Origin of the sequence: Bacillus cereus group sp. BfR-BA-01523 (assembly GCF_022662615.1) — a bacterium.
GTDB classification, from domain to species: domain Bacteria; phylum Bacillota; class Bacilli; order Bacillales; family Bacillaceae_G; genus Bacillus_A; species Bacillus_A mycoides.
The window spans coordinates 129,793-150,531 of sequence record NZ_JAKUDX010000004.1 but is presented as its reverse complement, the minus strand read 5'-3'; the positions used below and the strand labels follow the sequence as shown (position 1 = coordinate 150,531).

Here is a 20,739-nt window from a genome sequence, read left to right as displayed (position 1 = left end):
GATTAATATGTAAAATATGGAGGTTGGAGCATGAGCGCAGAGGACATTTTAAGACTCATTGAAGAGATGGAAAACGGAGAACGTTGGAAACTACTCAATGAGATGTACGACTTGTATTACAATAAAGATGAATCAACAAAAGGAATACCTTTAGATATAGATTATTAATCAGACTATCTAGTTTAATCTCTTTATTTCTGTTTATGAATTTAAATAGCCTCCAGAAGCTTTAAAATTATCCAGATTGAATAATAAATATTTTTTAATATAATTAAATGTGAAGGTGAAAATTAATCTGGGATAATCTAAGGAAGGGATAAATATGGCTAATCAATGGGTTAGAAGATCAGTTGTACTTTATAAAAAAACTGACAACAGTGAGGAACAAATTGCATTGTTTAGAAGTATGAACGAAGCTATAAAATGGTCTAATGCAAATAACATTATGAGTGTAGGGTGGGCGATAAAAAGTTTAAAACTTAATGTTTATCCTACACCTATACTATCTTCTAGGAAATTTCCGTATGCAAGTCAGTATCGATTTGAGCATGCACCGAATCAAGAGCATTCAGAGTATACAGTTCCATTAAAAGAAAACGATAATGAAGATGCTGTCCCACCCGAACTACGATACGCCGGGATTCCTTGCGTGCTTTACAAAGATAATCAGAAGCTAGGAACTTTTAGTTCTGTTGGAGAGGCCAAAGTATTTTTAGAAGAAAGAATTGGCGGAGCTTTGGGTTCGGGACTTTATTCACTTCTTAAGGGATGGGTTCCTTCAAAATCAAGCCAGCTATATGGATATTCAATGAAGCGTTTAGACAGACAACCAGAAGTTCCAGAATTAAATTGAATGATCGAGCTTAATGCTCGGTCTTTTTTTAATCATAAAATCAATATTTTATTACAAAAAAAGACACTTCTTAAAAGTGTCTTTTTTGTAATAATAGAAAGGTTTCATTATAAAAACATTTTTTCCACTGTAATAACAATTTGAAAATATAGAACACTTCTACTTAATAAATACTTATGCTATATATTTTTCAATAATTCTCATTAATGCATCTGAATATTCTTCAGGACTTGTTTTAATATTAGGGAGATTTTTTTCTATATACTTCATTTCGCTTACTATGTGTTTATGATTTTGTAGCAAAATTTCATAAAGACCATATATAGCAGGATTAGATTGTAACTCATTGTATTCCAAATTATCAAATAGATTGTAAACCTCTATATATTTAATGAAGTTTAAACCAGGTAACGTAAACAAATTATAATAAAGTAATCCTAGCTGGTCTTCAGAAAGGGGAGCTCTAATTATATCCATATATTCTAGAACTTTTTTTTCATTTTCTGAGCTTTTAAACTTGTACTCATCGATAAATTTTATAGTTCTATATAAAAATCTTAAATAATGTGTAAATTTATTACCATGTGATTTATAAAATTTTTGAATGTCCAAAACAGTATCACGATAGTATTCTATCTTCTTTTCTTTACTTAGTAAGTTGAATTGTTGCCTATTATAGTCTCTCATTGTAATTTCGTCGGATGGTTCGTTTGGAGAGCGATAAACACAAGTTCTCATACGATTCTGAATACTACTTAATATATAAAAGAAAGCTTGGTATCCTTGGTATGTATTAGTTGAGATTTTAACAGAAAGACTATCAATTATTTTATTATTTGTATTAAGAAGTTCAAAAAAAGTGTTTTCAAACCTTTGTAATTCCATGGTTTCGGCTTGTGTTAAAATATCTTTTTTTTGATCGTTAATATCTTTCCTTTGTATTTTTAATGTACTTATTAGGATTAAAGTACTCGCAAAAGTTAATAAAGGAACCATTGTACCTGCTATAAAGTCCCCAATAGGGCCAGCTGAAGTTACCTCTCCGGGAAAATCAAATTTTATATATATAAAATAAATTAATGGAGGGGAAAAGATTGATAGGATTGCTATCATAAAACCAATTTTCCCCAATGTGTCAAAGGAATTCCATAGTTCCTTTATTTTCAACTTAAGTCTCCGCATTTTAAGCAACCTTCCTCTTTGTTTAATTAGTTTTATTTTAACTCATAAATAGTTCTTTTGGTTAGTTAAATTTATAAATTTAACTAATATATTATAAAATTCTCATTTTATTAAAGTAAACAAAAGGGGCCCGTTTTGCTCCTGGTAACTTTTCTTCCCCGTTAGTTGAAGAAAAAGTTATAAGAATTGTTTGATTATATGGATTTTCTTCTTTGAAAAAAGAAATTAAAATTATATAATAGGATAATAGTGGGGTGTCACTAAAAAATGGGAGATTTCTCATTCTACATACGCCCCCTTCTACGGTATTAGCCATATAAACTTATAAAAAAAGGGGAATTACAGATGCCTAATTATACTTCCGTTGAATCAGGTCACTTAAAATCTAAAATCGTTCGTTTTGTTGTGGACATCGGTGGCGGTAAAGAAGCCTTACATGTGTATGAAGTGCAATTTGCCGTTTATCCCGGTCTTAATAATGAAGTGATCTATTCTGGGGGATATAGACGAATTAACGTTGCTGAACAAGGGGTAATTGAACTATATCAACTTGAAGCAAAAAATGATGATGATGCACTAACAGAAGTAACTGAAGATATTAAGAGAGACAATAATTATAGTGAAGCGTAAACAAAAGAGAGACCTAGTAGGTCTCTCTTTTATCTATATTTTTAAAACTCTTCTGCTTTGTTAGTTGAAGAAGAATACAAATCCTATATTTTTAAAACTTTTTCCTCCGATTGATTTACGTATTTCAAATTGCATATATAAAAATAAAGTGAGAGAAATAAATTAATCGGAGGAACTAAATATGGAACAATATATGAACGACCATGCATTTTATTACGAAAGATATTTGATTAAGAATTATAACAGTAAAGTTGTCTTAGCGATGATAAAACTAATGAATGGAAATAGAAAGAGTTCATTTACAATATCTCAATTATCAAAGGTCAGTGGTGAAAGCAAACATGTTACAAAGACCACAGTTTATAAAATGATTGATGAGTATATGATAAACAAATTAAGAATCGAATTCATTCCAGCAGAATATTCGGCAAATGAAATGTTTGTTGTTCAATTCCCTTTGAAAATGGAGGACTTTTCTTATTTATATGAATTTGAAATTGATGACCTTCTTGATTTAGATAATGCTGAAGTCAAAGTATTCTTATCATTGTTTGGTTTAATGAAAAATTCGAACGATTACAAACTGAAGAAAATCAAGAATATTAGCATTGGTCGAGACACAATCGCTCGTTTAAGTGGAGTAAAAAATCTTAATACTTTGTCTGAATCTATCGAATCTCTAGAAGAAAAAGAGTGGCTAAAAATTATTGACAAAGGAAATAATCTCAAAACAAAAAATACAAAATATGAGCTTTTGAAAGATTACAAGATTCGTTGAGAACTGATTATTCAGTTCTTTTTTTGCCTAAAATGAGTCATGTATCAAATTTGCTCCATTTGATTAAATTTGTAAGAACCATGTATCAATGTTATTCCATATGATCAAATTTGATACGCTAAATAATTAAATATATATATAAATAAAATATATTTATACGCAACAAAAGAAACTTCGTTGCACTACGTTTCTTTTATTACGTATGAATGAAATCAATTAACTAACGACTATTCAGTTTTGCACTTTCTCCAAAAAGTTTTCAAATCTTATTTACAAATGAAATATTACTGATACAAAAATATCAAATAGAATATTCGTAGTAATTTGGAGGCGTATCATAATGGAAAAGTGGAGAATGATTGAGAAGAATGGAATATTATTTAATGTAAGCAATATAGTACGTACATAATAAGTAGCTTGTATATATTAATATTAGAGAGATAAAAAGTTTCATAAATGTGAAAATCTCTCTTGTTTTTAATTCTTTAGTGTTTTCCATATTTGATTCCTCCGGATGTGGAAAGTCAGGAAGAATCACCAGTTGCAATCATCTTGGCATAGATGAAGAGATCCATTAAGTTTTTAGAGTTCCTTAATTCGAACTTTAGAATCTTTTTGGATCTCACCTCCTTCTAAAGATTATTAAGTAAAGTGTTTGAAGTAGTCTCTTTGAGGATTTTATTTAATAATTTTAACCATTGGATATTAGTGGCGGAAACCACTAATATTTATTTATATATACAAGTGAATTTAGAGTACGCCATGACAGTTTTAAACTCGAGCGACCTAGATAGTATTTTTTGTACCATTTAAAAGAGGACTTGAGCTACCCTCGAACTAAGGCGATACTTCGGTATCGTCTTTTTTATTTTTACGTTTTTTTAGTTTTTCACAAGTGTGAAACTTTTATAGAGCACCTTCAAAGAAAGGAACGATATGATGGCATTTCCCTTTAGCTTTAATAAAAATAAAAAAGATTACTCTAAAAATTCTTTTTCTACAGCAATTTATTCGGGTAAGCCTGCAACAATTATCAGTGAAGAAGAAGCGTTAAAAATTCCTTCTGTTAAAGCAGCGGTAGAATTAATTAGTAACTCCATTTCAACGCTTCCAATCTATTTATATGTAGAGAATGAGATTGATAAGAGTATTGAAAAAGTATCAGATTCGAGAGTGAACATCCTTAATCACAGCAGTAATAAGTTTCAAACAGCCCAATCGATTAAAAAGAAAGTTGTTACTGATTATTTATTACATGGCAAAGCTTATCTTTGTAAGAAAAATGGTGAGCTTCATCATTTAGAAGCGAGCGGTATGAAAGAGACTCATTACACTGACGACGGTTATACATACAGTCGTAAAGAATTTACTTATAATGGTGCAGTTGAAGTTGAGTTAGACCCGTTAGAAGTGATCGTTATTGATAGTGCAACAAATGGAATTCTTGCCGATGGTGGAAAGATTCTTGTACAAGCTTCTCAGCAAATAGAATATTCTTTAGCGTTGCTTACTAACTCGGCTGTTCCAACAGGAGTTTTGAAGTCGGCTTCGAGGTTAACTGAAACTGTAATTAATCGCTTACGAGAGAGCTGGGAAAGTTTATATCAAGGTGCTTCTCGTTCAGGACGAACCATCATTCTAGAAGAAGGTATGGAATTCGTTCCTCTTTCAATGAAGCCTGATGAAATGCAACTAACAGATAGTCATAAAACGATGATTTCAGAGATTGCAAGGCTGTTTAATATTCCTGAAAGTATGATTAACAGTTCAGCTAACAAATATAACAGCTTAGAACAAAATGGCGCTCAATATCTTAAAGGAACTCTTTTCCCAATTATTACAGCTATTGAAAGTTCATTAGATAATGAGATGTTAAACGAGACAGAACAGCAACTTGGCTATTTCTTCAGATTTGATACGTCAGAGATTCTTAGAACAACAGAATCAGAAAAGGTTAAAACTGTTTCTGAAGCTTTATCAAATGGTCTTATTTCATTTAATGAAGCAAGAGCGAAACTTGATATGCCGAAGATTGAAAAAGATTATTATACATTGTCACTTGGTAATGTGTTAAAGGATGCAAAAACAGGTGAGCTAACTATTCCTAACATGGGTGTTGTAGATAATCAGGTCAAAGGAGAAAGAACTAATGAAAACAATGGAATTAAGAAGTAACAAAGTAGCCCTCACTTCAAACAGTGAGGGTTTAATTGTGTTTGGCTACGTTAATAAACCTGGAGCTTTAAGTGAAGTTCTTGGAACTACTAAAAAGTTTCGAGAGAAAATTGCTCCCGGTGCATTTAAACGAGCTATTGAGAAACGCTCTAAGGACATTGACTTCCTTGTTGAGCACGATGCAAAGCAAGTTCTTGCTTCCACAAGAAATGAATCGCTTACTCTTCGTGAAAGTGAAGAGGGGTTATATATGGAAGCTAAAATCAGTCAAACAAGTTATGGAAAGGACTACTATCAATTAATTTCTGATGGCCTTATTCGTAACATGTCATTTGGATTTTCTGCCTTAAAAGATTCTTGGCAACAAGTAGGTGGAATGATGATTCGAACTATTGAAGAGCTCGAATTATTCGAAATTTCAGCAGTACGTAATCCTGCATATTCTCAAAGCTCACTTGCAGCAAGAGATATTAATTTAATTGAAGAAATCGACGTTCCTTCGATGGAACAACTAAATAACGAAAGAGGTAATCATACAATGATGAAAATGGAAAAACGCTCAAACGATATTAAGGCATTTGAACAATACTTACGAGAAGGTTCTGAATCTCGAGCTTTAACAACAACAGCGAATGGAACAGCAGTTATTCCTGAAAATGTTTCTGGAATAATTGTTAAGAAGATGGAAGAAGTATCTCCAGCTTTCGCTCAAGCTCGTAAAATTCACTCTGTTTCAGGTTCTTTAAAAGTGCCTCGTGAAGATGATGGTATTACTGGTGGTTTCTGGGAAGAAGGAGAGTCAATTCTAGAAGAAATGTTGGATTTAAAAGAAGTTAAGTTGCGACAAAAACGACTTGGTGCAGGTATGGCAGTAAGTAATCAATTAGCAAATGACGCTGGCGTTGATATTGTTGCTTACTCTCAAGATTTACTGTCGCGTCGTCTTTCTAAAACTGCCGAGCATGCAATTTTTGTGGGAGACGGAAAGAAAGAATTCAAAGGAATTTTAAGTGAAACTGATATTGCGACAGTTGATGCAAAAGATGTGGTTGATATGAGCCCCCTTCTTGAGCTATATACTTCAATTCATCCTGACTTTATTTCAAACTCAGCGTTCTATATGAATCGAAACCTATTTAACGCTGTTGCAAAATTGGAAGACGGCAATAGGCACCCATTCATTCAAAACGGTGTTGTGAACGGTGCTATTACTTATACGTTATTTGGAGCGCCGGTATATGTAACTCAAGCACTTCCAGATACAACTCCGGCGGTATTCGGTGACATTGCAGAAGCTTATACAATTCTTGTAAAGAAAGAAATGTCAATTCTTAATGTTGTTGATACTGCTAATGCTTTACGTGGTAGCAGATTATTAGTTGCGGATGCTTACATGGACGGTGCTGTAACAAATCCACAAGCAATTGCTCGATTAAATGTGGTTCCAGCCTAATTATAAATGTGAAATGTTTTATAAAATTGAGGGCCGTAAAATCGGCTCTCTTTTTTTATTTGACTAAAGTAAAAGAGGGAATTGAACATGACTAAAAAAATTTCAGGTATGAAAGTAAAGCTATATATTGAAGATGCAACGACTGGTAAAGTCTTAGCAGGACAGCGTAATGCTTCATTAAGTCGTAGTGCTGAAAGTATTGATGCTACATCTAAGGACACTGAAGGAAACTGGAAAGAATCCTTACAAGGATTTAAAGAATTCTCTATTGATGCAGATGGAGCATTCGTTGAATCAGATGAAGCATATGCAATCTTAGAAACAGCATTCTTAAACTCAGAGAATGTAAATGTATATTTAGAATTTCCATCAGGTGCTAAATATCGTGGAAACTGTACGATTACAGATTTCAGCTTAGATATGCCATATGATGATTTAGTTACTTACAGTATTAGCTTACAAGGTAATGGAGCTTTAAAGGTTACTAGTAAATAACTGTATGAAGACTGAGAGCGCCTACTCTTAGTCTTTCTTCTATTTTATAAAAGATGGAGAGAGGTTGTAAGCTGATGATTAAAGTAACAGATATTGATTTAACATTCACAAAGAATTATTTAAGAGTAGAGCATACAGATGATGATCAGTTAATAGAGCTTATTATAGTGGCAGCTAAGAGCTTCATTCAATCGTATTTGAATAAGAAGTTCAATGAGTTTGAAGAACTACCTGATGAACTGACAGTACCTTGTTTAGCATTAGCTTCACACTGGTATGAAAGACGTGAAGTACAAACGGATAAGAGTGCTAATAAATTGCTGTATACATTCGCAGGAATATTGGATATGCATCGTATATTTATTGGTGGTGAATTACTGTAATGAGCGGATAAGAAGGGAGTAATAAGATGAAAGAGAAACTACAATGCTTACAGCTAATTAGAGAGGGATTAGATGAGAATACATTTCGATTTGTGGTAGCTGAAGTAATCGTTAAACATTATACAAAAGAGATGGCAAAAAGAAAGAACAACTTCTACATTCGAGATGTTCATTGTAGAACGAATCTAATGCTGAGATCAATGGGATTAGATGAGGTTAGTTATAGATTTGTTCATAAGAATAGTTATGTTTTATTTTAATTCATTTAAACTAAACTTTTTATTTAAGGTTTTATTGAGAGTGAATGATGTTGAATGTATCGCCTACCTTTTCAGAAAAAAACATAAATATACGTATAATAACTGGGGAGGGGACGTTTACACATATTGAAATTTTTTATAAAAACTATTTTTATGTAAAAAAATGTAAAAGAGGTATTGAGATATGCAGGCACCAGAATATTTTAACGAAACAGCCAAAATTTCTTTTGAATTTGTTGTTGAGGAATTACAGAAAATAGATAAATTGAATCCAACAGATCAGCCAGTGATTGAAGCTCTTGCTTTTAATCTTTGGACATTACAAAAATGCCAAAAGACCTTGATGGAAGAAGGATTTATTCTTGATGGTTTACATGGTAAGAAGGAACATCCAGCAGTTTCAATTTCTATGAAAGCTCAGGCGAAAGTATTAGAAAGCTTCAAAGTTCTTGGATTAGATGCATCAATGCGTTTGAAGATTGATAAGAATGAGGATAATGTGGGTCCATCTGAATTCATTCAAAACTTAATTGGAGGAAAGTATAAATGAGTTTAGAAGAAATTTTAACTGAAGATAATTTACAAATTCATAATTGGAAAGTTAAGCCTAATATTAAATTGTTCAAAAGAATTATAGAAGAAAAAGAAGTTATTGATCCTTTGATCTGGGTTTTAAAAATTGAAGAACAAGTTCATGTAGAGTATGAGAAATATATTGAGGCTATGGAAGAACGACATAAAGAAAATCCTAAAGTTCTCAAGAAAATTCAACAAGCCAAACAGTTTTAAGAAGACCATGTCTATTATTGAGGATATGGTCTTCTTATTTTTTTGCCTTTTTCTTGTCTCACAGATCAATTGACTATCCTTTATTACAAATTGAAATAGAAATCGGTTATTTTTGAATGAAAGAGATTATATATGACTAATCTATAAAATAAGTATCACTTTCAATTCTATTTTATTATAATAGAGAGAAAGGATTCGTTTTACGACTTTGTAATGCGAAAGGAAGAAATTCAAGGGGAGGGGAGGATTTTTTGGCAACAGAGAATGTACGGAGTATTCTTTTATTATTAAAACAATTTGGTTTTACTGATAAGACATTAAAAATAATTTATCAAAATGAAGAGGCTATTTTAGAAGTTATTTTTAATAAAAATCATCCCTTTCATAACAAATATTTTAATATTTATACAACAAAGGAGAAGGAAATTTCTCAAGATTTCAATTCTTTGGTTAAGTTTTCCGATGATTTTACCGAAAAGATGAAAGAATACAAAAGAAAAAACATTAAAATTTATTGTAGCTTGTATGAGGGTTATCCAAAGCATTTATTTGTTGAAGAAAATGAACCATTATTTCTCTATTGCTATGGAAATTTAGAACTTTTAAATAATAATTTACAAAAAGTGTCGATAATCGGGACTAGGAAAGCAACAAATAAGGCAGAAACTAAAACAATGGAATATGTTAAAGGCTACCTGGATCGAGGGTGGATTACAGTTAGCGGATTGGCAAAAGGTATTGATACTATAGTACATCAGGAAACATTAAGATATAGCGGGAAAACAATTGCAGTACTACCAACTTCATTTGAAAAGATTTATCCTGCTGAAAATAAAGAGTTATTTAATGGAATTATAAATAATAAAGGGTTAGCAATATCAATCACAGGGCCATTTGAAAATACATATAAGTCTAACTTTATTGAAAGAAATTCGATAGTTGCAAAAATGAGCAACGAAATTTTAGTTATTGAAGCTTCTATAAAAAGTGGCACATTAAATACAGTTCGAAAAGGGCATGAATTTAATAAAAAGATTTATTATGATTCATCGTTATTAAATGAAGAAGTTATTAATTATATGGGGAGATTTAATGCTATAGATGTGAAGAATAAGGGGGAAAGATGATGTACTTTCTTTTGATTTCAAGAAATGTTTTTTTTGATAAAAAAGATAATATAAGAAAAGAAATATATGAATTGTTAAGCATGATTGAAGATAAGGAAATTGAAATTGTTCTTGTTTCTAGAAATAAAGATATGTATAAAAAAATTATTGAAGAAAAACTGCCTAATACTAATAAAATAAGATATGGTCAACGGGGACTATTATCTAAAAAATTTGTAAAAAACCCTAAGAACATTATGCTAGTTGGTGCTGTTGAAGAAGACATTCGTATAGCAGCTAATAATAAAATATTATTGATTAATCCCTTATGGTTAGACAATGTGGATTCGAAGATTGTTAAATATGGGTTTGATTTGAAAAACTTCAATCAAATTATTCAATGTATTGATATATTAAACTTAAATAATGAAATTTTTTATGATTTTCCAATAGATGAAAAGACAAGATTAATTGCTGTGTCAAATGCAAATAAGTATTTTGCTGTGGAAAATGAAGGTGAGATGATTAAGAAGTATAAAGCAACTCTTAAATATGGAAATGAAGATTATAAATACGCTGTTTATTTCCATTATTTGAAAATGATTATAGGCATGGAAGAGTTTGATGATGTTTATTATTGGATGAGTGTACCATCATCTACTGGATCAAATGAAAATAATATATATGATATTGTCAAACAAACCAGATATTTATTGAAAAATAGCAGAAGTGAAGAATTGTTTATACGCCATAAACCAGCTAGAAAATCTACATCTATGACACCAGAGGATAGGATTAAAGAAGGGTGTAAAAGACATTTTGAAACAATTCATTTAAATCCTAAATATAAGGGTAAGTTAAAGGGTAAGAAAATATGCGTGCTTGATGATTACTTTACGAATGGATCATCATTTGAATGTATAAGAAATTTACTAATTAATGAAGAAGTTAGTGAAATTATATTAGTGGCAATTGGAACTTTCCGAAAGCCTTATCATAAAGAAAACTACAAGATTAATGGAAATGTATATGAGGCTGGATTTGAGTATTCATTTGTAAATAAAAGGGTCATAACAGGGACATCAAATGAAAAATCCTCAGAAATTATTAACGAAATACATAATATAATTAAAAGTTGAATTTAGTATAAAAATCGCCTCGTAATGCTTAAATTTTAGCATTACGGGGTGATTTTTTACTATGTATAAAACAATAGAAATATAAAATGAATGTAAGGTTTTATATCCATAAAAAGGAATATTTGATATAATATTCTTATAGTTCTATATTAAAATTGAACAGGAGAAGTGAATATGAAAAAGAAAATATTAATTTGGTTAGGATCAATCATAGGGTTAGTTGTTCTTACAATTGGCGTAACTCTTGGACTATTACATTTTGCAACCAATTCCGCAGACAAGAAAGTAAGCAAAGAAAAAGATATGAGTGAATATAAAGAAGCTCCAAAAGAAGAAGTAGATAAAGAAGAAATCACCGCACCAATTGAAGGTGTTCTCATGGATCTTCCTATTAATGAAAGTTCTAGTGAAGAAGAAGTTATTACAGCAATGCACCACATGACTCACCAAAAAGTAATAGCTGAAAAAAAATGGGGAGTTATCCCAATGTCTAGAAAGAATGCAGAGAGAGTAAGAGACATCTTAAATGTCAGCAACTTTGAAAAGAAAGCAGAACTTTTAGAGATTGCTGAAAGATGGACTAAGGGAGAATATTATAGAGTTGCACAAGATCATAACTACTTCTGGTCTATTCAAGATGGTTATGTTGGTAAAGCTACAGGAGTTTTAGATTTGGCATCCGAGAAAAAATTCGTTTTAAATAACTTCGGTGAAGAGATTTTATCGCAATTAATTAAACAAGGCGACCTTATTAAATAAGCTAAACAATAAAGACTACGAAAAAGCTTCCCTTATGGGAGGCTTTTTTATGTTTTTTTAGTTTTTTGATTTACACTTTTCATTCTCTCGATAGAAAAACGATAGGGACAAAGAACACAGACAAAACGTCTCGCATATCATATCGGCAGAGGTGAGAGGCATCATGAATTTTAAATACAAAGAAATTGGAAAGTTTGATGCTCGTAAAGCAGCAAAAGCCCTCCTTGAATTGGCACAAGAAATAAAACTGGAAGATGAAAAAGAACGTAAAAGTGAAGATAAAAATGATAATGAGAAAGCAAGTTAAACCCGTACATATTCTGTGTGTACGGGTTTTTCTTTTTGATTTATAATTATATAAAGGAGTGATACACATGAATATGAACGAATATTCCGTTGATTTAGAGGATGTAAAGAAGATGTTGGAACTTTACTCAAAATTAAAGGATACGGATATTTTCAAGGAGTTTTACGAAGAAGAACTTGAGCCAATAGCCAATAAAAATAGAAAGATTACAAATATGAAAGTTTTAGATGGAGTTTACGTATACGAAGTAAATAATCACGATGGATTTTATGTAGAACAAACTTTGCAGCATGTTACAGAGCAAGAAATGAAAAAGGGCGACACAGAGTGGATTGAATTAAATTATAACTTTACGTTTGGTGATCTCGTGCAAGTAACTGGATATGATAAAGATGTTTTTCGTATTGTTGGTTTTCGTACAGAAGTATGGAGATATAAAAATGATGCATGGGAAGATACTATATATGAATTGTCACGAATTACTGATGGTGAATGGTTAGAAGCTGATGAATCGGATTTAACATTACTTGCCAATGCACAAACGGCAAATGCAATTTTGAAGAAAATGAAACAAGATAAAGCGGGTATGAATAAATTAGATTTAGGAAAATTGAAGTCAATTAACAATTCGAAAAAAGTAAGTGTAAAGACGAATCGCCAAGAAATTATTGATGGGTTATTAGATATTTATAATGATTATCATTTATTATTCGATACATTTAAAGATGAAGAATATAAAATTGTTATGGATGTTGTTCAAAATTATTTAGTTAAATTGACAGAGAAAAAATAGTTAACTAGAAAGAGAGAATAAATTGAACAACAACATATGCAGTATAAGGTATGCCTACAATTATTAAAAAAATAAAAAGCCATTTAATAAGAGAGTCTGCCCATTGATCTTCATGCATGAACTCTTCTTTTGTTTGCCCTACTTTTTGATCTACTTCATATTGGTATTCCATTATTATTTCCCCCCTTTGGATAGCTTGTACTAACATCGTATGCCCTTTACCTACATGATATGACTTATAAAAAAGAAAAACTATTTTTCTAATCTCATATACATAATTTTGAGATTTTTTCATAAAACAGAAATAAAGGAGTGATGCTCATGAAGGAAATTGAAGTCGTAATTGACACGGAAGAGATTGCGGAGTTTTTTTATGAGCGACTAATTGAAAGAGGGTACGTTCCAAAAAGAGAAGAAATTGAGGACCTGGCAGATATTACATTTGAGTATTTATTAGAGAAATGCATGATTGATGAAGTTTTTGATGAAGAGGAAGATTGAAAGTAACGGCGGGCTTAACTCGTCGTTTTTTACTCTTTACAAACTTGTCACAAATATAGACAAGAATTGTTGGTATAATTAAAAGAAAATTTTATACAAGAGGTGAAGGGATGTTCAAAAAAATTATTGATTCTTTATTAGGAAAGAAAAAACATCGTTCGTATTCAAGTAGTGATTATCGTCAAAGAGGGCGCTCTTATTCAAGTAGCGACTATAAACGACGTTCATCTGGTTATGGGCATCAGCATTATAAAAGAAAACGTAAAAGCCGTAGCTTCTTTTCAAGTAGCTGATGAAATGGCGTCGTATACTAGCTTTATTTGATAGACCACTGCGAAAAAATACAATCGTTGCAGAGCGTTATAAGATTGAATCAGTAATTGGAATGGGCAGTTATGGGGTTACATATGTCGTTAATGATTTACAAATAAATAAATATAAAGTCTTAAAACAATTAAGGCAAAGTAAACAAAGATATGAGTCTGGTAGAAAATCATTTGAGCAAGAGAAAATGATTCTACAAACATTAAATCATGCGTCAATTCCTAATCTACATGATCATTTCATATGGGAGAAAAAGAACTTTTTTGTGATGGAGTATATGCCGGGGGAAAATTTCGAAGATCATATTTTCTTAGATGGGCAAGTATATGATGAACGTGAAGTTTTTGAAATTTTATATGAAGTACTAGGAATTGTTTCGTATTTTCATAGTAAAGGTATCATTCACCGAGATTTACGTATTCCAAACATATTAATGAAAGAAAATCAGATTAGTATTATTGATTTTGGATTGGCTAAATTGAAAGGTGAGGGTGATGAGCGAGCTATAACTTATGAAGGTGAACAAGCTTTGATGCGAGAAGTTCACTTTCGTAGCGACTTTTATGCGCTTGGTCATTTCGTATTATTTTTATTGTATGCTAGTTATCAATCGACTGAAAAAAAGGAAAAACCTTGGTATGAAGAGTTAGTGCTGGAAGAATATAATCGCGACATGCTGATGCGAATGTTACAAATGAAAGCGCCATACTATGAAAATGTACAAGATTTGAAAAAAGATGTAGCTTACGCTTTAGAAAGGATGGAGACCCCATGTTTCAAAAGTTTTTAGCAAGCGTTGGAATTGGAAGTGCAAAAGTAGATACTGTTCTTGAAAGAGATGAGTATACAGTTGGAGAAGAGATAGTAGGGAAGGTTCATATAACTGGAGGTTCAGTTAGCCAAGAAATTGAAAGCATTTACTTAACGTTGTCGACGTCATATGTAAGAGAAGTGGATGATAAAAAAGTAACTGCAACGTATGATTTGGAGCGAGTTCGTTTAACAGATCCATTTTCTGTAGAGCCAAATGAAAAAGTGGAAATTCCATTTTCATTTTTAATGCCAATTGAAGCACCGCTAACACTTGGAATGAAAACGGTTTGGGTTCATACAGGTCTTGATATTAAACGTAGTATTGATCCAAGTGACCGTGATTATATTCAAGTATTGCCGAATGCACTATTGAACAGTGTATTAAATAGTGTAAATCAATTAGGTTTTAAAGCGCGTCATGTAGAATGCGAAGAATTACCGTATCGATTACGTAAGCAAGTTCCATTCGCGCAAGAATTTGAGTTTATTCCAGTCTCCGGAGAGTATTATGGGAAATTAGATGAATTAGAATTATTAATTTTGCCAAGTGCCCACGACCGATTAGAAATTATTATGGAAGTAGATAGAAAATCACGTGGATTGGCTGGTTTATTCGCAGAAGCACTTGATCTTGATGAGAAGGTTATTCGCTTTACAGTAACAAACGAAGATATTCCAACGATGCAGCAAAAAATTAACAATAATATTTTTTAATAAACTATGCATAAAAAAGAAATGGAGAGGAAAACTAAAACAACCGCTCCATTTTTTTGCATAGTGAGGTTATGTATGTGAAACGATACCGACATTTATACTTGTTAAGTTGTACACTACTCATTTGTTTTGTCGCACTATCACTTTCGTATCATACCGCTTGTATTGAAAAATTTGATAATGTAGTCGCACACTTTATTCAAAGTTTCCGAAACGAGTATTTGACAACCTATTTTACTTGGGTGTCCTTTATCGGTTCAAAAAGAATATATTTCCCGTTACTCATTATACTTGTAATGTATTTTCTTCTTAGAAAAAAAATATTAAGTGCATTACTTCTAACAATTAATTATTACGGATCACGTTATTTGAACAGTATGCTCAAACTATGGTATGAACGAGCACGACCTGATGTGACACAGCTTGTTACAGCAACTGGATATAGCTTTCCGAGCGGTCATACGATGAATGCTACTGCTTTTTTAGGATTTATTGCATACGTCACAATTACAGAAGATCGTATTTCATTGCATAAAAAGTTGCTAATTATTTTTATAGCAAGCTTCGTTGTATTATCTATTTCAGTTAGCCGAATTTATCTTGGCGTGCACTATCCATCTGACATATTAGCCGGATGGGCAGCGGGCGGTAGCTGGCTCGTTTTATGTATTATATTTCATAAGGCGTTCATTAAAAAAGAACCTATGTCATAATAGGTTCTTTTTGCATGGGCTCCACATGAATATGAGCATGGTAAATTCCGAATTTTTTTCGAAGCATATCTTCAATATTGTCAGTAATACAATGGCTTTCGCTAACATCCATTCGAGCATCTACTTCAATTGTAATATCCACATACGTTTGGTTCCCATACATACGAGCACGAATATCTACAATATGTTCTACACCTGAAATATGCCCTATAGCATCAGCGTATTCATCCATTTTTTCAGGATCAATTCCATCCGTTAGCATATGAGAAGCTTCTACGAAAATTTCCCATGCGGTCTTACAAATAATAAGACCGACAAGTAAAGCTGCAATAGGGTCCAAAATAGGCATTTGGAACTGTGCTCCGACTATACCTACTACTGTACCAATACTTACAAGAGCATCTGATAAATTATCTTTTGCAGCAGCCTCTAATGATTTACTTTTTGTTCGCATTGCAATCTTTTTCGTATACTTGTATACACCGTACATAACGCCAGCAGAAAATAAAGCTACCCATGCAGCAAGTACATTAGGTGCTGCTTGTTTCGGATTGAAAAACGATTGAATTGCACTAATAACAACTTCTAATCCGACCGTTGCCATAATAAAGGAAGCAACAAGTGATGCGATTTGTTCTGCACGCGAATGCCCATATGGATGATCTGGGTCACGAGGCTTACGAGAAATTTTCAGGCCAATTAATATTGCTAAAGAAGCACCAATATCCGTTAAGTTATTCAAACCGTCAGCACGTAATGCGCTAGAGAGGGTAATATAACTGATGATGATTTTCATAGAGGATAAAAATATGTAGGCTATAATGCTGACAATAGCACCTTTATCAGCTTCTTTATGAGAAAGAGAATCCATTTTAATCACTCGCCTTTCTACAAGGAATTTCTTTCTATACATAGAGTATCAAACGAAACTCGTGTGGGTCTATACAAACATTGTTGACGTTTTATAGCTTTTTAAGAAGGGGATAACAAAGTTTCGTTAAGGAAAAATATGTTGAAAAGTACAAAGTAGAAATTTATCCCGCTATTTGAGGGCAGTAAGACCCCCACCTCAAAATTCAGTTGGAGCAAAGAAGTTAGGTGGGAGTCGGGCTGCCCGTAAACGCCCGATTGGTGAAGGCTAATAATCAGTGGGGGATGAACAAAAACCCCACTGATTAAAGTTTCACTTTATTAAACAATTAATGATGATTATGGCAAATGGAAAGAGGGCGAGAATAATGATTCTCAAAATTTTTTTCATATATATTTTTCGCAAAATGACTCTTTGTAATTCCTCATGTGAGTAATATATAAGAAATGATAACAAAATTCTTCAATAAGAAGAGGAGAAAGCATTATAATATTCACTTTCCAGAAAGAGAAAAAGGCAAAGAACAATTTGAAAACGAAAAAAACCTCTGATGATTTTTCAGAGGTTTTTCGTTTCTTAGTATGCTTCTAAAAACTCAGTAACTTGCTCTTCCGTTTTTGCATTTGCACTATGTAAGTGACCTAACTTTTCGCCATTTTGATATACAAGTAGGCTTGGAATACCCATTACTTGATACTCTTCAGCAATACTTGGGAACTCATCTTTATTAATAGAATACCATTCAAATTTATTGAACTCTTCCATTACATCTCCGATAAAGTTGTCCATACGCACGCAATCTGGGCACCATGTAGTAAAGAACTTAACAACTACTGGCTCCTCGCTTGCGATGATGTCTTTGAATTCTTGTTCAGATTTGATTTCTTTCATGTTTTGTTTCTCCTTTTTCACTTATAATATTTGGGGTTATTTAGGCGATGTTTTTGCCTAGAAACGAAAACTTCTAACAAAAAATTCGTTTACAAATTGATCCACCGCAGTTTCCTGAAGTCCTGGTACAACATGTGAGTAGGTTTCCAATGTGATGCCTACTCTTTTATGTCCTAATCGTTCACTTACAATCTTCGGATGTATACTTTGTTTTAACATAATTGTTACACGAGTATGTCTCAGAACATGGAACCGAATATCAGGAACCTCACTTTTCTTTATAAGCTTTTTCAGGAGCTGTGTCAAACTTCTGAAACGGCAGACCAAATCGTAGTCATTATAGCTTTCAGCATATCGCTCTTTTTCCTCAGAGATTTTTTGCAGATGGTCATTTAGTGCCATTAAAGTAATGTCAGGTAAAATCAGCAATCTCTTTCCATTGTAGACCTAAGGTTTCACCTTTACGCATTCCACATGTAATTGCAAGAAGATAAGCGATATAATAACGGTTTTCTTTTGCATCTTCTAAAAAACGAAGATCTTCTTCATCGGTTAAAAAAACAGGGGGTTAACGCTGATTTAGTGGAGAGAGCTCATTATATCACTCTTTCGGAGGAGGTGAGTTAGGATGCGGAAATGGTGAAAGAAACTATTTTTGAAAAAACGCCCACCCTGCATTGTTCGTGAGGAACAAGAAGGTGAGCTTCAATTAAACGAAACTGATAGGATCTGTGAAAATTGTGTCCAAATTATGCATGGAAAAGGTATTGAAAGAGATGAATAGTACTCTTTACATCTTATTCCATATATAACAAAGCTGGTTAGCTTCTGATTCAAGCGCTATTAAATGATCATTATTAATAGAGTTATTCGTATACATTCTGTTCTTTTGGATGTTAAGAACCGTATAATTCACATCGTTATGTTCATTTGAAAATGTCGATTCGTTTAATAATGTCAGCGTTGAGTTGATGTTGTATTTATCAATTCGCTCTTTTTTTCCTTTGAAAAACAGTTTGATAAGATGCGGCTCATCATTAATGAGCAAACCGAGTTCAGGTGATGAGCGGACGATTAAATCATCTGATATCCAATGTGATTTACCTGGATCGAACCAAGAGACGTCTTTGTTTTTAATAAATTTTTTGTACTGTTTTATGACATCAATGTAGTTTTGTTTTTTCTTCTGATCAACCGTTTGCACTAATGTTTCGAAACATTCAAAAGGTAGTTCGTTTTGATGAAATTTAATAACAGTGTCTCGTAATTGTTTCCAGTAATCAAAAGCTGGTTGGTATTCCGGTTGAGATTTTAGATTTTTCACAAAGTTTGTTTTAGCTGCACTACTTTTCAGTGTGAAATCTAAAAATTGTGTAAGTCCTACTTTAATTTCTGCCATATTACACCCCCTTTTCAAACATTACTAATTCGATAATGGAAAGGAAAATCCTGCATTTTTTAAGAAGGTGAGCTAGATGCTAGAAAACCAGATGTCCATGCACAATGGCTATGGTAAAGCTGATCCACAGGAGCAAGAAGGTATCATGACAAAGTCTATCGATGCCGAAAAGTTACAAGATGCCATAAGTCGATTCCAAGCGTACGGGATTTAAAGGTACAACGCAGAAATGCAATCCTGCAACATCCTGAATACCCGTGGATGCTTGCAAATGTAGACCGATTGATTGTCGGTGAAAAGATGGGCCTTGAATGCGAAAAATCGCCGGAATATTTCGGGAAAGAGTGAGGGTCAAAAGAAGGAAGGTGAACAAAACGCTATTTGAATAAAAGCTAGTGGATTAGTTTTTAACACTCACTGAAATTAAGAATCATAACATACTTTGTAATAACTTATATGGAAGTGAGTTGAATAATAATGTTTTATTCATATTTTGATACCCGAGATAGAATGCGTCCGTATGGTACGGCGGGTATTACGTATAGCGGAGCACAAACTACAATTCAAGCTGTTCAACAAGCGTTACAAGCACAGCAGCAAATGCAACAAATACAGCAAGGCATACAACCGTACTATCCATCTATGGAGTATTATTACCCAATGCATCATATTACACCATACGGAATTTCTGTTTCAACAATTCCATATGGAACTGTATACAATTTATAAAAATATGCGGGGAATAAATTTAAGTATTTATATAAGGGCGCAAGTACAGAGCGTCCTTATAAGAAATGATTCGTATCTAGGGAACAATTATAAAATTTTAGATATTGGAATGAGAATGTTACAACCTCATGAGTTATATGCAACGCAAGGATTCTTAAGTGGGGGGATATTATTTTTCCAAAATGAAAGGTGACGATAAGAATGATGAGAGAGGAATTTGGCAAAAATTATTGCCAAGCGTTTATAAATTTTGGATGCTTTCCTAAAATGGCAAAGAGTAACTCTTACCTTATTTCTTGTCGATAGAATAAAACTCTTACGTTTGTGCAGGTCAATAATTCACAATAATAATATTTGAATATAATGTTTAATAATAATTCTAGAGGATAGAAAAATATTTGGCACAGGAGATATTGTTGATTTTAAAGGGAATACAAGAGATTGTTATCACTTCATCTGTAATAAAAGAACATTAAAATAATAAAATATGAAATATTGCATATCTCACTTAACAATATAATCTATTCAATAATAATAAAATCGTACAGAGGAGTTTTTTCTGAAAATCCGAGTTGATGAAACTAGATAATTTGTATTACTGATTTAACCAGAATATTACATGAGTGCTTTGTTTTTAAAAGTTATACTTTCTCTTCGCTCTGCCTTATGGTGGAGCATTTTT

The 20,739-nt window shown here is 32.4% G+C and carries 30 protein-coding genes and 1 pseudogene; 24 read left to right on the top strand and 7 right to left on the bottom strand.

The genetic code is table 11. The annotated features are described in order from the left end of the window. Positions 1–30: 30 nt before the first annotated feature. A complete protein-coding gene (locus MR066_RS12755) occupies positions 31–168 on the top strand; it encodes a hypothetical protein (RefSeq protein ID WP_176542084.1) in 138 nt (45 codons plus the stop codon). A gap of 154 nt (positions 169–322) precedes the next feature. Next, positions 323–853: a hypothetical protein gene (locus MR066_RS12750; RefSeq protein ID WP_242247405.1), complete on the top strand. Its 531-nt coding sequence runs from the start codon at positions 323–325 to the stop codon at positions 851–853. A gap of 174 nt (positions 854–1,027) precedes the next feature. On the opposite strand, the gene MR066_RS12745 is transcribed toward MR066_RS12750, so the two are convergent. Both MR066_RS12745 and MR066_RS12740 read right to left on the bottom strand, forming a co-directional pair. Beyond that, positions 1,028–2,020: a putative phage abortive infection protein gene (locus MR066_RS12745; RefSeq protein ID WP_242247404.1), complete on the bottom strand. Its 993-nt coding sequence runs from the start codon at positions 2,018–2,020 to the stop codon at positions 1,028–1,030. A gap of 106 nt (positions 2,021–2,126) precedes the next feature. Beyond that, entirely contained in the window at positions 2,127–2,318 is a 192-nt protein-coding gene (locus MR066_RS12740; protein WP_242247403.1) for a hypothetical protein, read from the bottom strand. Positions 2,319–2,380: 62 nt separating this feature from the next. Here MR066_RS12740 and MR066_RS12735 point away from each other — a divergent pair, with 62 nt between their 5' ends. The 14 genes from MR066_RS12735 to MR066_RS12670 all read left to right on the top strand — a co-directional run bounded on the left by MR066_RS12735 (position 2,381) and on the right by MR066_RS12670 (position 13,102). Next, the gene (locus MR066_RS12735; protein ID WP_151153675.1) at positions 2,381–2,665 is read left to right on the top strand and encodes a hypothetical protein; all 285 of its coding nucleotides are present in this window, start codon (positions 2,381–2,383) and stop codon (positions 2,663–2,665) included. 181 nt (positions 2,666–2,846) lie between these two features. Beyond that, complete coding sequence (locus MR066_RS12730) at positions 2,847–3,443, top strand: hypothetical protein (RefSeq protein WP_242247402.1); 597 nt, start codon at positions 2,847–2,849, stop codon at positions 3,441–3,443. 936 nt (positions 3,444–4,379) lie between these two features. After that, positions 4,380–5,618 (top strand): phage portal protein, encoded by a 1,239-nt coding sequence (locus MR066_RS12725; RefSeq protein WP_242247401.1) that lies wholly within the window; start codon positions 4,380–4,382, stop codon positions 5,616–5,618. Further along, positions 5,593–7,071, top strand: coding sequence for a phage major capsid protein (locus MR066_RS12720; protein ID WP_242247400.1), 1,479 nt, complete (start codon positions 5,593–5,595; stop codon positions 7,069–7,071). Before MR066_RS12725 ends, MR066_RS12720 begins: the two co-directional genes overlap by 26 nt. An 87-nt stretch (positions 7,072–7,158) precedes the next feature. After that, positions 7,159–7,566 carry a phage major tail protein, TP901-1 family gene (locus tag MR066_RS12715; RefSeq protein WP_242247399.1) on the top strand — a complete coding sequence of 136 codons (408 nt, stop codon included), beginning with the start codon at positions 7,159–7,161 and terminating at the stop codon, positions 7,564–7,566. Positions 7,567–7,640: 74 nt separating this feature from the next. Next, positions 7,641–7,949 carry a head-tail connector protein gene (locus MR066_RS12710; RefSeq protein ID WP_242247398.1) on the top strand — a complete coding sequence of 103 codons (309 nt, stop codon included), beginning with the start codon at positions 7,641–7,643 and terminating at the stop codon, positions 7,947–7,949. A gap of 26 nt (positions 7,950–7,975) precedes the next feature. Continuing rightward, a complete protein-coding gene (locus MR066_RS12705; RefSeq protein WP_098085433.1) occupies positions 7,976–8,209 on the top strand; it encodes a hypothetical protein in 234 nt (77 codons plus the stop codon). Positions 8,210–8,393: 184 nt separating this feature from the next. Further along, positions 8,394–8,759, top strand: coding sequence for a phage terminase small subunit P27 family (locus MR066_RS12700; protein ID WP_098173282.1), 366 nt, complete (start codon positions 8,394–8,396; stop codon positions 8,757–8,759). After that, positions 8,756–8,998, top strand: coding sequence for a hypothetical protein (locus MR066_RS12695; RefSeq protein ID WP_098173283.1), 243 nt, complete (start codon positions 8,756–8,758; stop codon positions 8,996–8,998). Before MR066_RS12700 ends, MR066_RS12695 begins: the two co-directional genes overlap by 4 nt. A 251-nt stretch (positions 8,999–9,249) precedes the next feature. Then, positions 9,250–10,125 (top strand): DNA-processing protein DprA, encoded by an 876-nt coding sequence (locus MR066_RS12690; protein ID WP_098173284.1) that lies wholly within the window; start codon positions 9,250–9,252, stop codon positions 10,123–10,125. Then, positions 10,125–11,243 (top strand): hypothetical protein, encoded by a 1,119-nt coding sequence (locus tag MR066_RS12685; protein WP_098173285.1) that lies wholly within the window; start codon positions 10,125–10,127, stop codon positions 11,241–11,243. The genes MR066_RS12690 and MR066_RS12685 overlap by 1 nt, the downstream gene beginning before the upstream one ends. Positions 11,244–11,417: 174 nt before the next feature. Next, a complete protein-coding gene (locus MR066_RS12680; RefSeq protein WP_098173286.1) occupies positions 11,418–12,002 on the top strand; it encodes a PRK06770 family protein in 585 nt (194 codons plus the stop codon). 163 nt (positions 12,003–12,165) lie between these two features. Beyond that, positions 12,166–12,309, top strand: coding sequence for a hypothetical protein (locus MR066_RS12675; protein ID WP_002031747.1), 144 nt, complete (start codon positions 12,166–12,168; stop codon positions 12,307–12,309). A 214-nt stretch (positions 12,310–12,523) separates the two neighbouring features. Then, positions 12,524–13,102 (top strand): hypothetical protein, encoded by a 579-nt coding sequence (locus MR066_RS12670; RefSeq protein WP_002031745.1) that lies wholly within the window; start codon positions 12,524–12,526, stop codon positions 13,100–13,102. A gap of 4 nt (positions 13,103–13,106) precedes the next feature. On the opposite strand, the gene MR066_RS12665 is transcribed toward MR066_RS12670, so the two are convergent. After that, positions 13,107–13,274 carry a DUF3930 family protein gene (locus MR066_RS12665; protein ID WP_242247397.1) on the bottom strand — a complete coding sequence of 56 codons (168 nt, stop codon included), beginning with the start codon at positions 13,272–13,274 and terminating at the stop codon, positions 13,107–13,109. Positions 13,275–13,423: 149 nt separating this feature from the next. Between MR066_RS12665 and MR066_RS12660 the strand changes: the two genes are divergently transcribed. From MR066_RS12660 to MR066_RS12640, 5 genes are all read left to right on the top strand, one after another. Next, the gene (locus MR066_RS12660) at positions 13,424–13,603 is read left to right on the top strand and encodes a YozD family protein (protein WP_002012644.1); all 180 of its coding nucleotides are present in this window, start codon (positions 13,424–13,426) and stop codon (positions 13,601–13,603) included. Between the two features lie 110 nt (positions 13,604–13,713). Beyond that, complete coding sequence (locus tag MR066_RS12655; RefSeq protein ID WP_002085792.1) at positions 13,714–13,896, top strand: hypothetical protein; 183 nt, start codon at positions 13,714–13,716, stop codon at positions 13,894–13,896. Beyond that, the gene (locus tag MR066_RS12650) at positions 13,896–14,717 is read left to right on the top strand and encodes a serine/threonine protein kinase (protein WP_242247396.1); all 822 of its coding nucleotides are present in this window, start codon (positions 13,896–13,898) and stop codon (positions 14,715–14,717) included. The genes MR066_RS12655 and MR066_RS12650 overlap by 1 nt, the downstream gene beginning before the upstream one ends. After that, on the top strand, positions 14,699–15,454 hold the full coding sequence (locus tag MR066_RS12645) for a sporulation protein (RefSeq protein WP_016092671.1): 756 nt from the start codon (positions 14,699–14,701) through the stop codon (positions 15,452–15,454). Before MR066_RS12650 ends, MR066_RS12645 begins: the two co-directional genes overlap by 19 nt. A 77-nt stretch (positions 15,455–15,531) precedes the next feature. After that, positions 15,532–16,167 (top strand): phosphatase PAP2 family protein, encoded by a 636-nt coding sequence (locus MR066_RS12640; RefSeq protein WP_002127255.1) that lies wholly within the window; start codon positions 15,532–15,534, stop codon positions 16,165–16,167. Here the strand turns inward: MR066_RS12640 and MR066_RS12635 are convergent. The 4 genes from MR066_RS12635 to MR066_RS12620 all read right to left on the bottom strand — a co-directional run bounded on the left by MR066_RS12635 (position 16,157) and on the right by MR066_RS12620 (position 19,328). Next, the gene (locus MR066_RS12635; protein WP_242247395.1) at positions 16,157–17,038 is read right to left on the bottom strand and encodes a cation diffusion facilitator family transporter; all 882 of its coding nucleotides are present in this window, start codon (positions 17,036–17,038) and stop codon (positions 16,157–16,159) included. The genes MR066_RS12640 and MR066_RS12635 overlap by 11 nt on opposite strands. 576 nt (positions 17,039–17,614) lie before the next feature. After that, positions 17,615–17,929, bottom strand: coding sequence for a thioredoxin family protein (locus MR066_RS12630; protein WP_000658777.1), 315 nt, complete (start codon positions 17,927–17,929; stop codon positions 17,615–17,617). 57 nt (positions 17,930–17,986) lie between these two features. Further along, a complete protein-coding gene (locus MR066_RS12625) occupies positions 17,987–18,358 on the bottom strand; it encodes a tyrosine-type recombinase/integrase (RefSeq protein WP_313954303.1) in 372 nt (123 codons plus the stop codon). Positions 18,359–18,719: 361 nt separating this feature from the next. After that, the gene (locus MR066_RS12620) at positions 18,720–19,328 is read right to left on the bottom strand and encodes a hypothetical protein (protein WP_002012636.1); all 609 of its coding nucleotides are present in this window, start codon (positions 19,326–19,328) and stop codon (positions 18,720–18,722) included. A 76-nt stretch (positions 19,329–19,404) separates the two neighbouring features. On the opposite strand from MR066_RS12620, the gene MR066_RS12615 reads away from it, so the two are divergent. From MR066_RS12615 to MR066_RS12610, 3 genes and pseudogenes are all read left to right on the top strand, one after another. Then, complete coding sequence (locus MR066_RS12615) at positions 19,405–19,542, top strand: hypothetical protein (protein WP_242247394.1); 138 nt, start codon at positions 19,405–19,407, stop codon at positions 19,540–19,542. Further along, positions 19,539–19,673: pseudogene (locus MR066_RS27375) on the top strand (YqaJ viral recombinase family protein); the annotation flags it as partial. The gene MR066_RS12615 and the pseudogene MR066_RS27375, both read left to right, overlap by 4 nt. Before the next feature lie 132 nt (positions 19,674–19,805). After that, positions 19,806–20,057, top strand: coding sequence for a DUF3947 family protein (locus MR066_RS12610; protein WP_002127261.1), 252 nt, complete (start codon positions 19,806–19,808; stop codon positions 20,055–20,057). Positions 20,058–20,739: the final 682 nt, after the last annotated feature.

What these genes read in the sequence shown, in the direction of transcription:
- MR066_RS12755 (WP_176542084.1), top strand. Translation starts at nt 31, where the DNA reads ATGAGCGCAGAGGACATTTTAAGACTCATTGAAGAGATGGAAAACGGA.
- MR066_RS12750 (WP_242247405.1), top strand. Translation starts at nt 323, where the DNA reads ATGGCTAATCAATGGGTTAGAAGATCAGTTGTACTTTATAAAAAAACT.
- MR066_RS12740 (WP_242247403.1), bottom strand. Translation starts at nt 2,318, where the DNA reads ATGAGAAATCTCCCATTTTTTAGTGACACCCCACTATTATCCTATTAT.
- MR066_RS12735 (WP_151153675.1), top strand. Translation starts at nt 2,381, where the DNA reads ATGCCTAATTATACTTCCGTTGAATCAGGTCACTTAAAATCTAAAATC.
- MR066_RS12730 (WP_242247402.1), top strand. Translation starts at nt 2,847, where the DNA reads ATGGAACAATATATGAACGACCATGCATTTTATTACGAAAGATATTTG.
- MR066_RS12725 (WP_242247401.1), top strand. Translation starts at nt 4,380, where the DNA reads ATGATGGCATTTCCCTTTAGCTTTAATAAAAATAAAAAAGATTACTCT.
- MR066_RS12720 (WP_242247400.1), top strand. Translation starts at nt 5,593, where the DNA reads ATGAAAACAATGGAATTAAGAAGTAACAAAGTAGCCCTCACTTCAAAC.
- MR066_RS12715 (WP_242247399.1), top strand. Translation starts at nt 7,159, where the DNA reads ATGACTAAAAAAATTTCAGGTATGAAAGTAAAGCTATATATTGAAGAT.
- MR066_RS12710 (WP_242247398.1), top strand. Translation starts at nt 7,641, where the DNA reads ATGATTAAAGTAACAGATATTGATTTAACATTCACAAAGAATTATTTA.
- MR066_RS12705 (WP_098085433.1), top strand. Translation starts at nt 7,976, where the DNA reads ATGAAAGAGAAACTACAATGCTTACAGCTAATTAGAGAGGGATTAGAT.
- MR066_RS12700 (WP_098173282.1), top strand. Translation starts at nt 8,394, where the DNA reads ATGCAGGCACCAGAATATTTTAACGAAACAGCCAAAATTTCTTTTGAA.
- MR066_RS12695 (WP_098173283.1), top strand. Translation starts at nt 8,756, where the DNA reads ATGAGTTTAGAAGAAATTTTAACTGAAGATAATTTACAAATTCATAAT.
- MR066_RS12685 (WP_098173285.1), top strand. Translation starts at nt 10,125, where the DNA reads ATGTACTTTCTTTTGATTTCAAGAAATGTTTTTTTTGATAAAAAAGAT.
- MR066_RS12680 (WP_098173286.1), top strand. Translation starts at nt 11,418, where the DNA reads ATGAAAAAGAAAATATTAATTTGGTTAGGATCAATCATAGGGTTAGTT.
- MR066_RS12675 (WP_002031747.1), top strand. Translation starts at nt 12,166, where the DNA reads ATGAATTTTAAATACAAAGAAATTGGAAAGTTTGATGCTCGTAAAGCA.
- MR066_RS12670 (WP_002031745.1), top strand. Translation starts at nt 12,524, where the DNA reads ATGAAAGTTTTAGATGGAGTTTACGTATACGAAGTAAATAATCACGAT.
- MR066_RS12665 (WP_242247397.1), bottom strand. Translation starts at nt 13,274, where the DNA reads ATGGAATACCAATATGAAGTAGATCAAAAAGTAGGGCAAACAAAAGAA.
- MR066_RS12660 (WP_002012644.1), top strand. Translation starts at nt 13,424, where the DNA reads ATGAAGGAAATTGAAGTCGTAATTGACACGGAAGAGATTGCGGAGTTT.
- MR066_RS12655 (WP_002085792.1), top strand. Translation starts at nt 13,714, where the DNA reads ATGTTCAAAAAAATTATTGATTCTTTATTAGGAAAGAAAAAACATCGT.
- MR066_RS12650 (WP_242247396.1), top strand. Translation starts at nt 13,896, where the DNA reads ATGAAATGGCGTCGTATACTAGCTTTATTTGATAGACCACTGCGAAAA.
- MR066_RS12645 (WP_016092671.1), top strand. Translation starts at nt 14,699, where the DNA reads ATGTTTCAAAAGTTTTTAGCAAGCGTTGGAATTGGAAGTGCAAAAGTA.
- MR066_RS12635 (WP_242247395.1), bottom strand. Translation starts at nt 17,038, where the DNA reads ATGGATTCTCTTTCTCATAAAGAAGCTGATAAAGGTGCTATTGTCAGC.
- MR066_RS12630 (WP_000658777.1), bottom strand. Translation starts at nt 17,929, where the DNA reads ATGAAAGAAATCAAATCTGAACAAGAATTCAAAGACATCATCGCAAGC.
- MR066_RS12620 (WP_002012636.1), bottom strand. Translation starts at nt 19,328, where the DNA reads ATGGCAGAAATTAAAGTAGGACTTACACAATTTTTAGATTTCACACTG.
- MR066_RS12615 (WP_242247394.1), top strand. Translation starts at nt 19,405, where the DNA reads ATGCTAGAAAACCAGATGTCCATGCACAATGGCTATGGTAAAGCTGAT.
- MR066_RS12610 (WP_002127261.1), top strand. Translation starts at nt 19,806, where the DNA reads ATGTTTTATTCATATTTTGATACCCGAGATAGAATGCGTCCGTATGGT.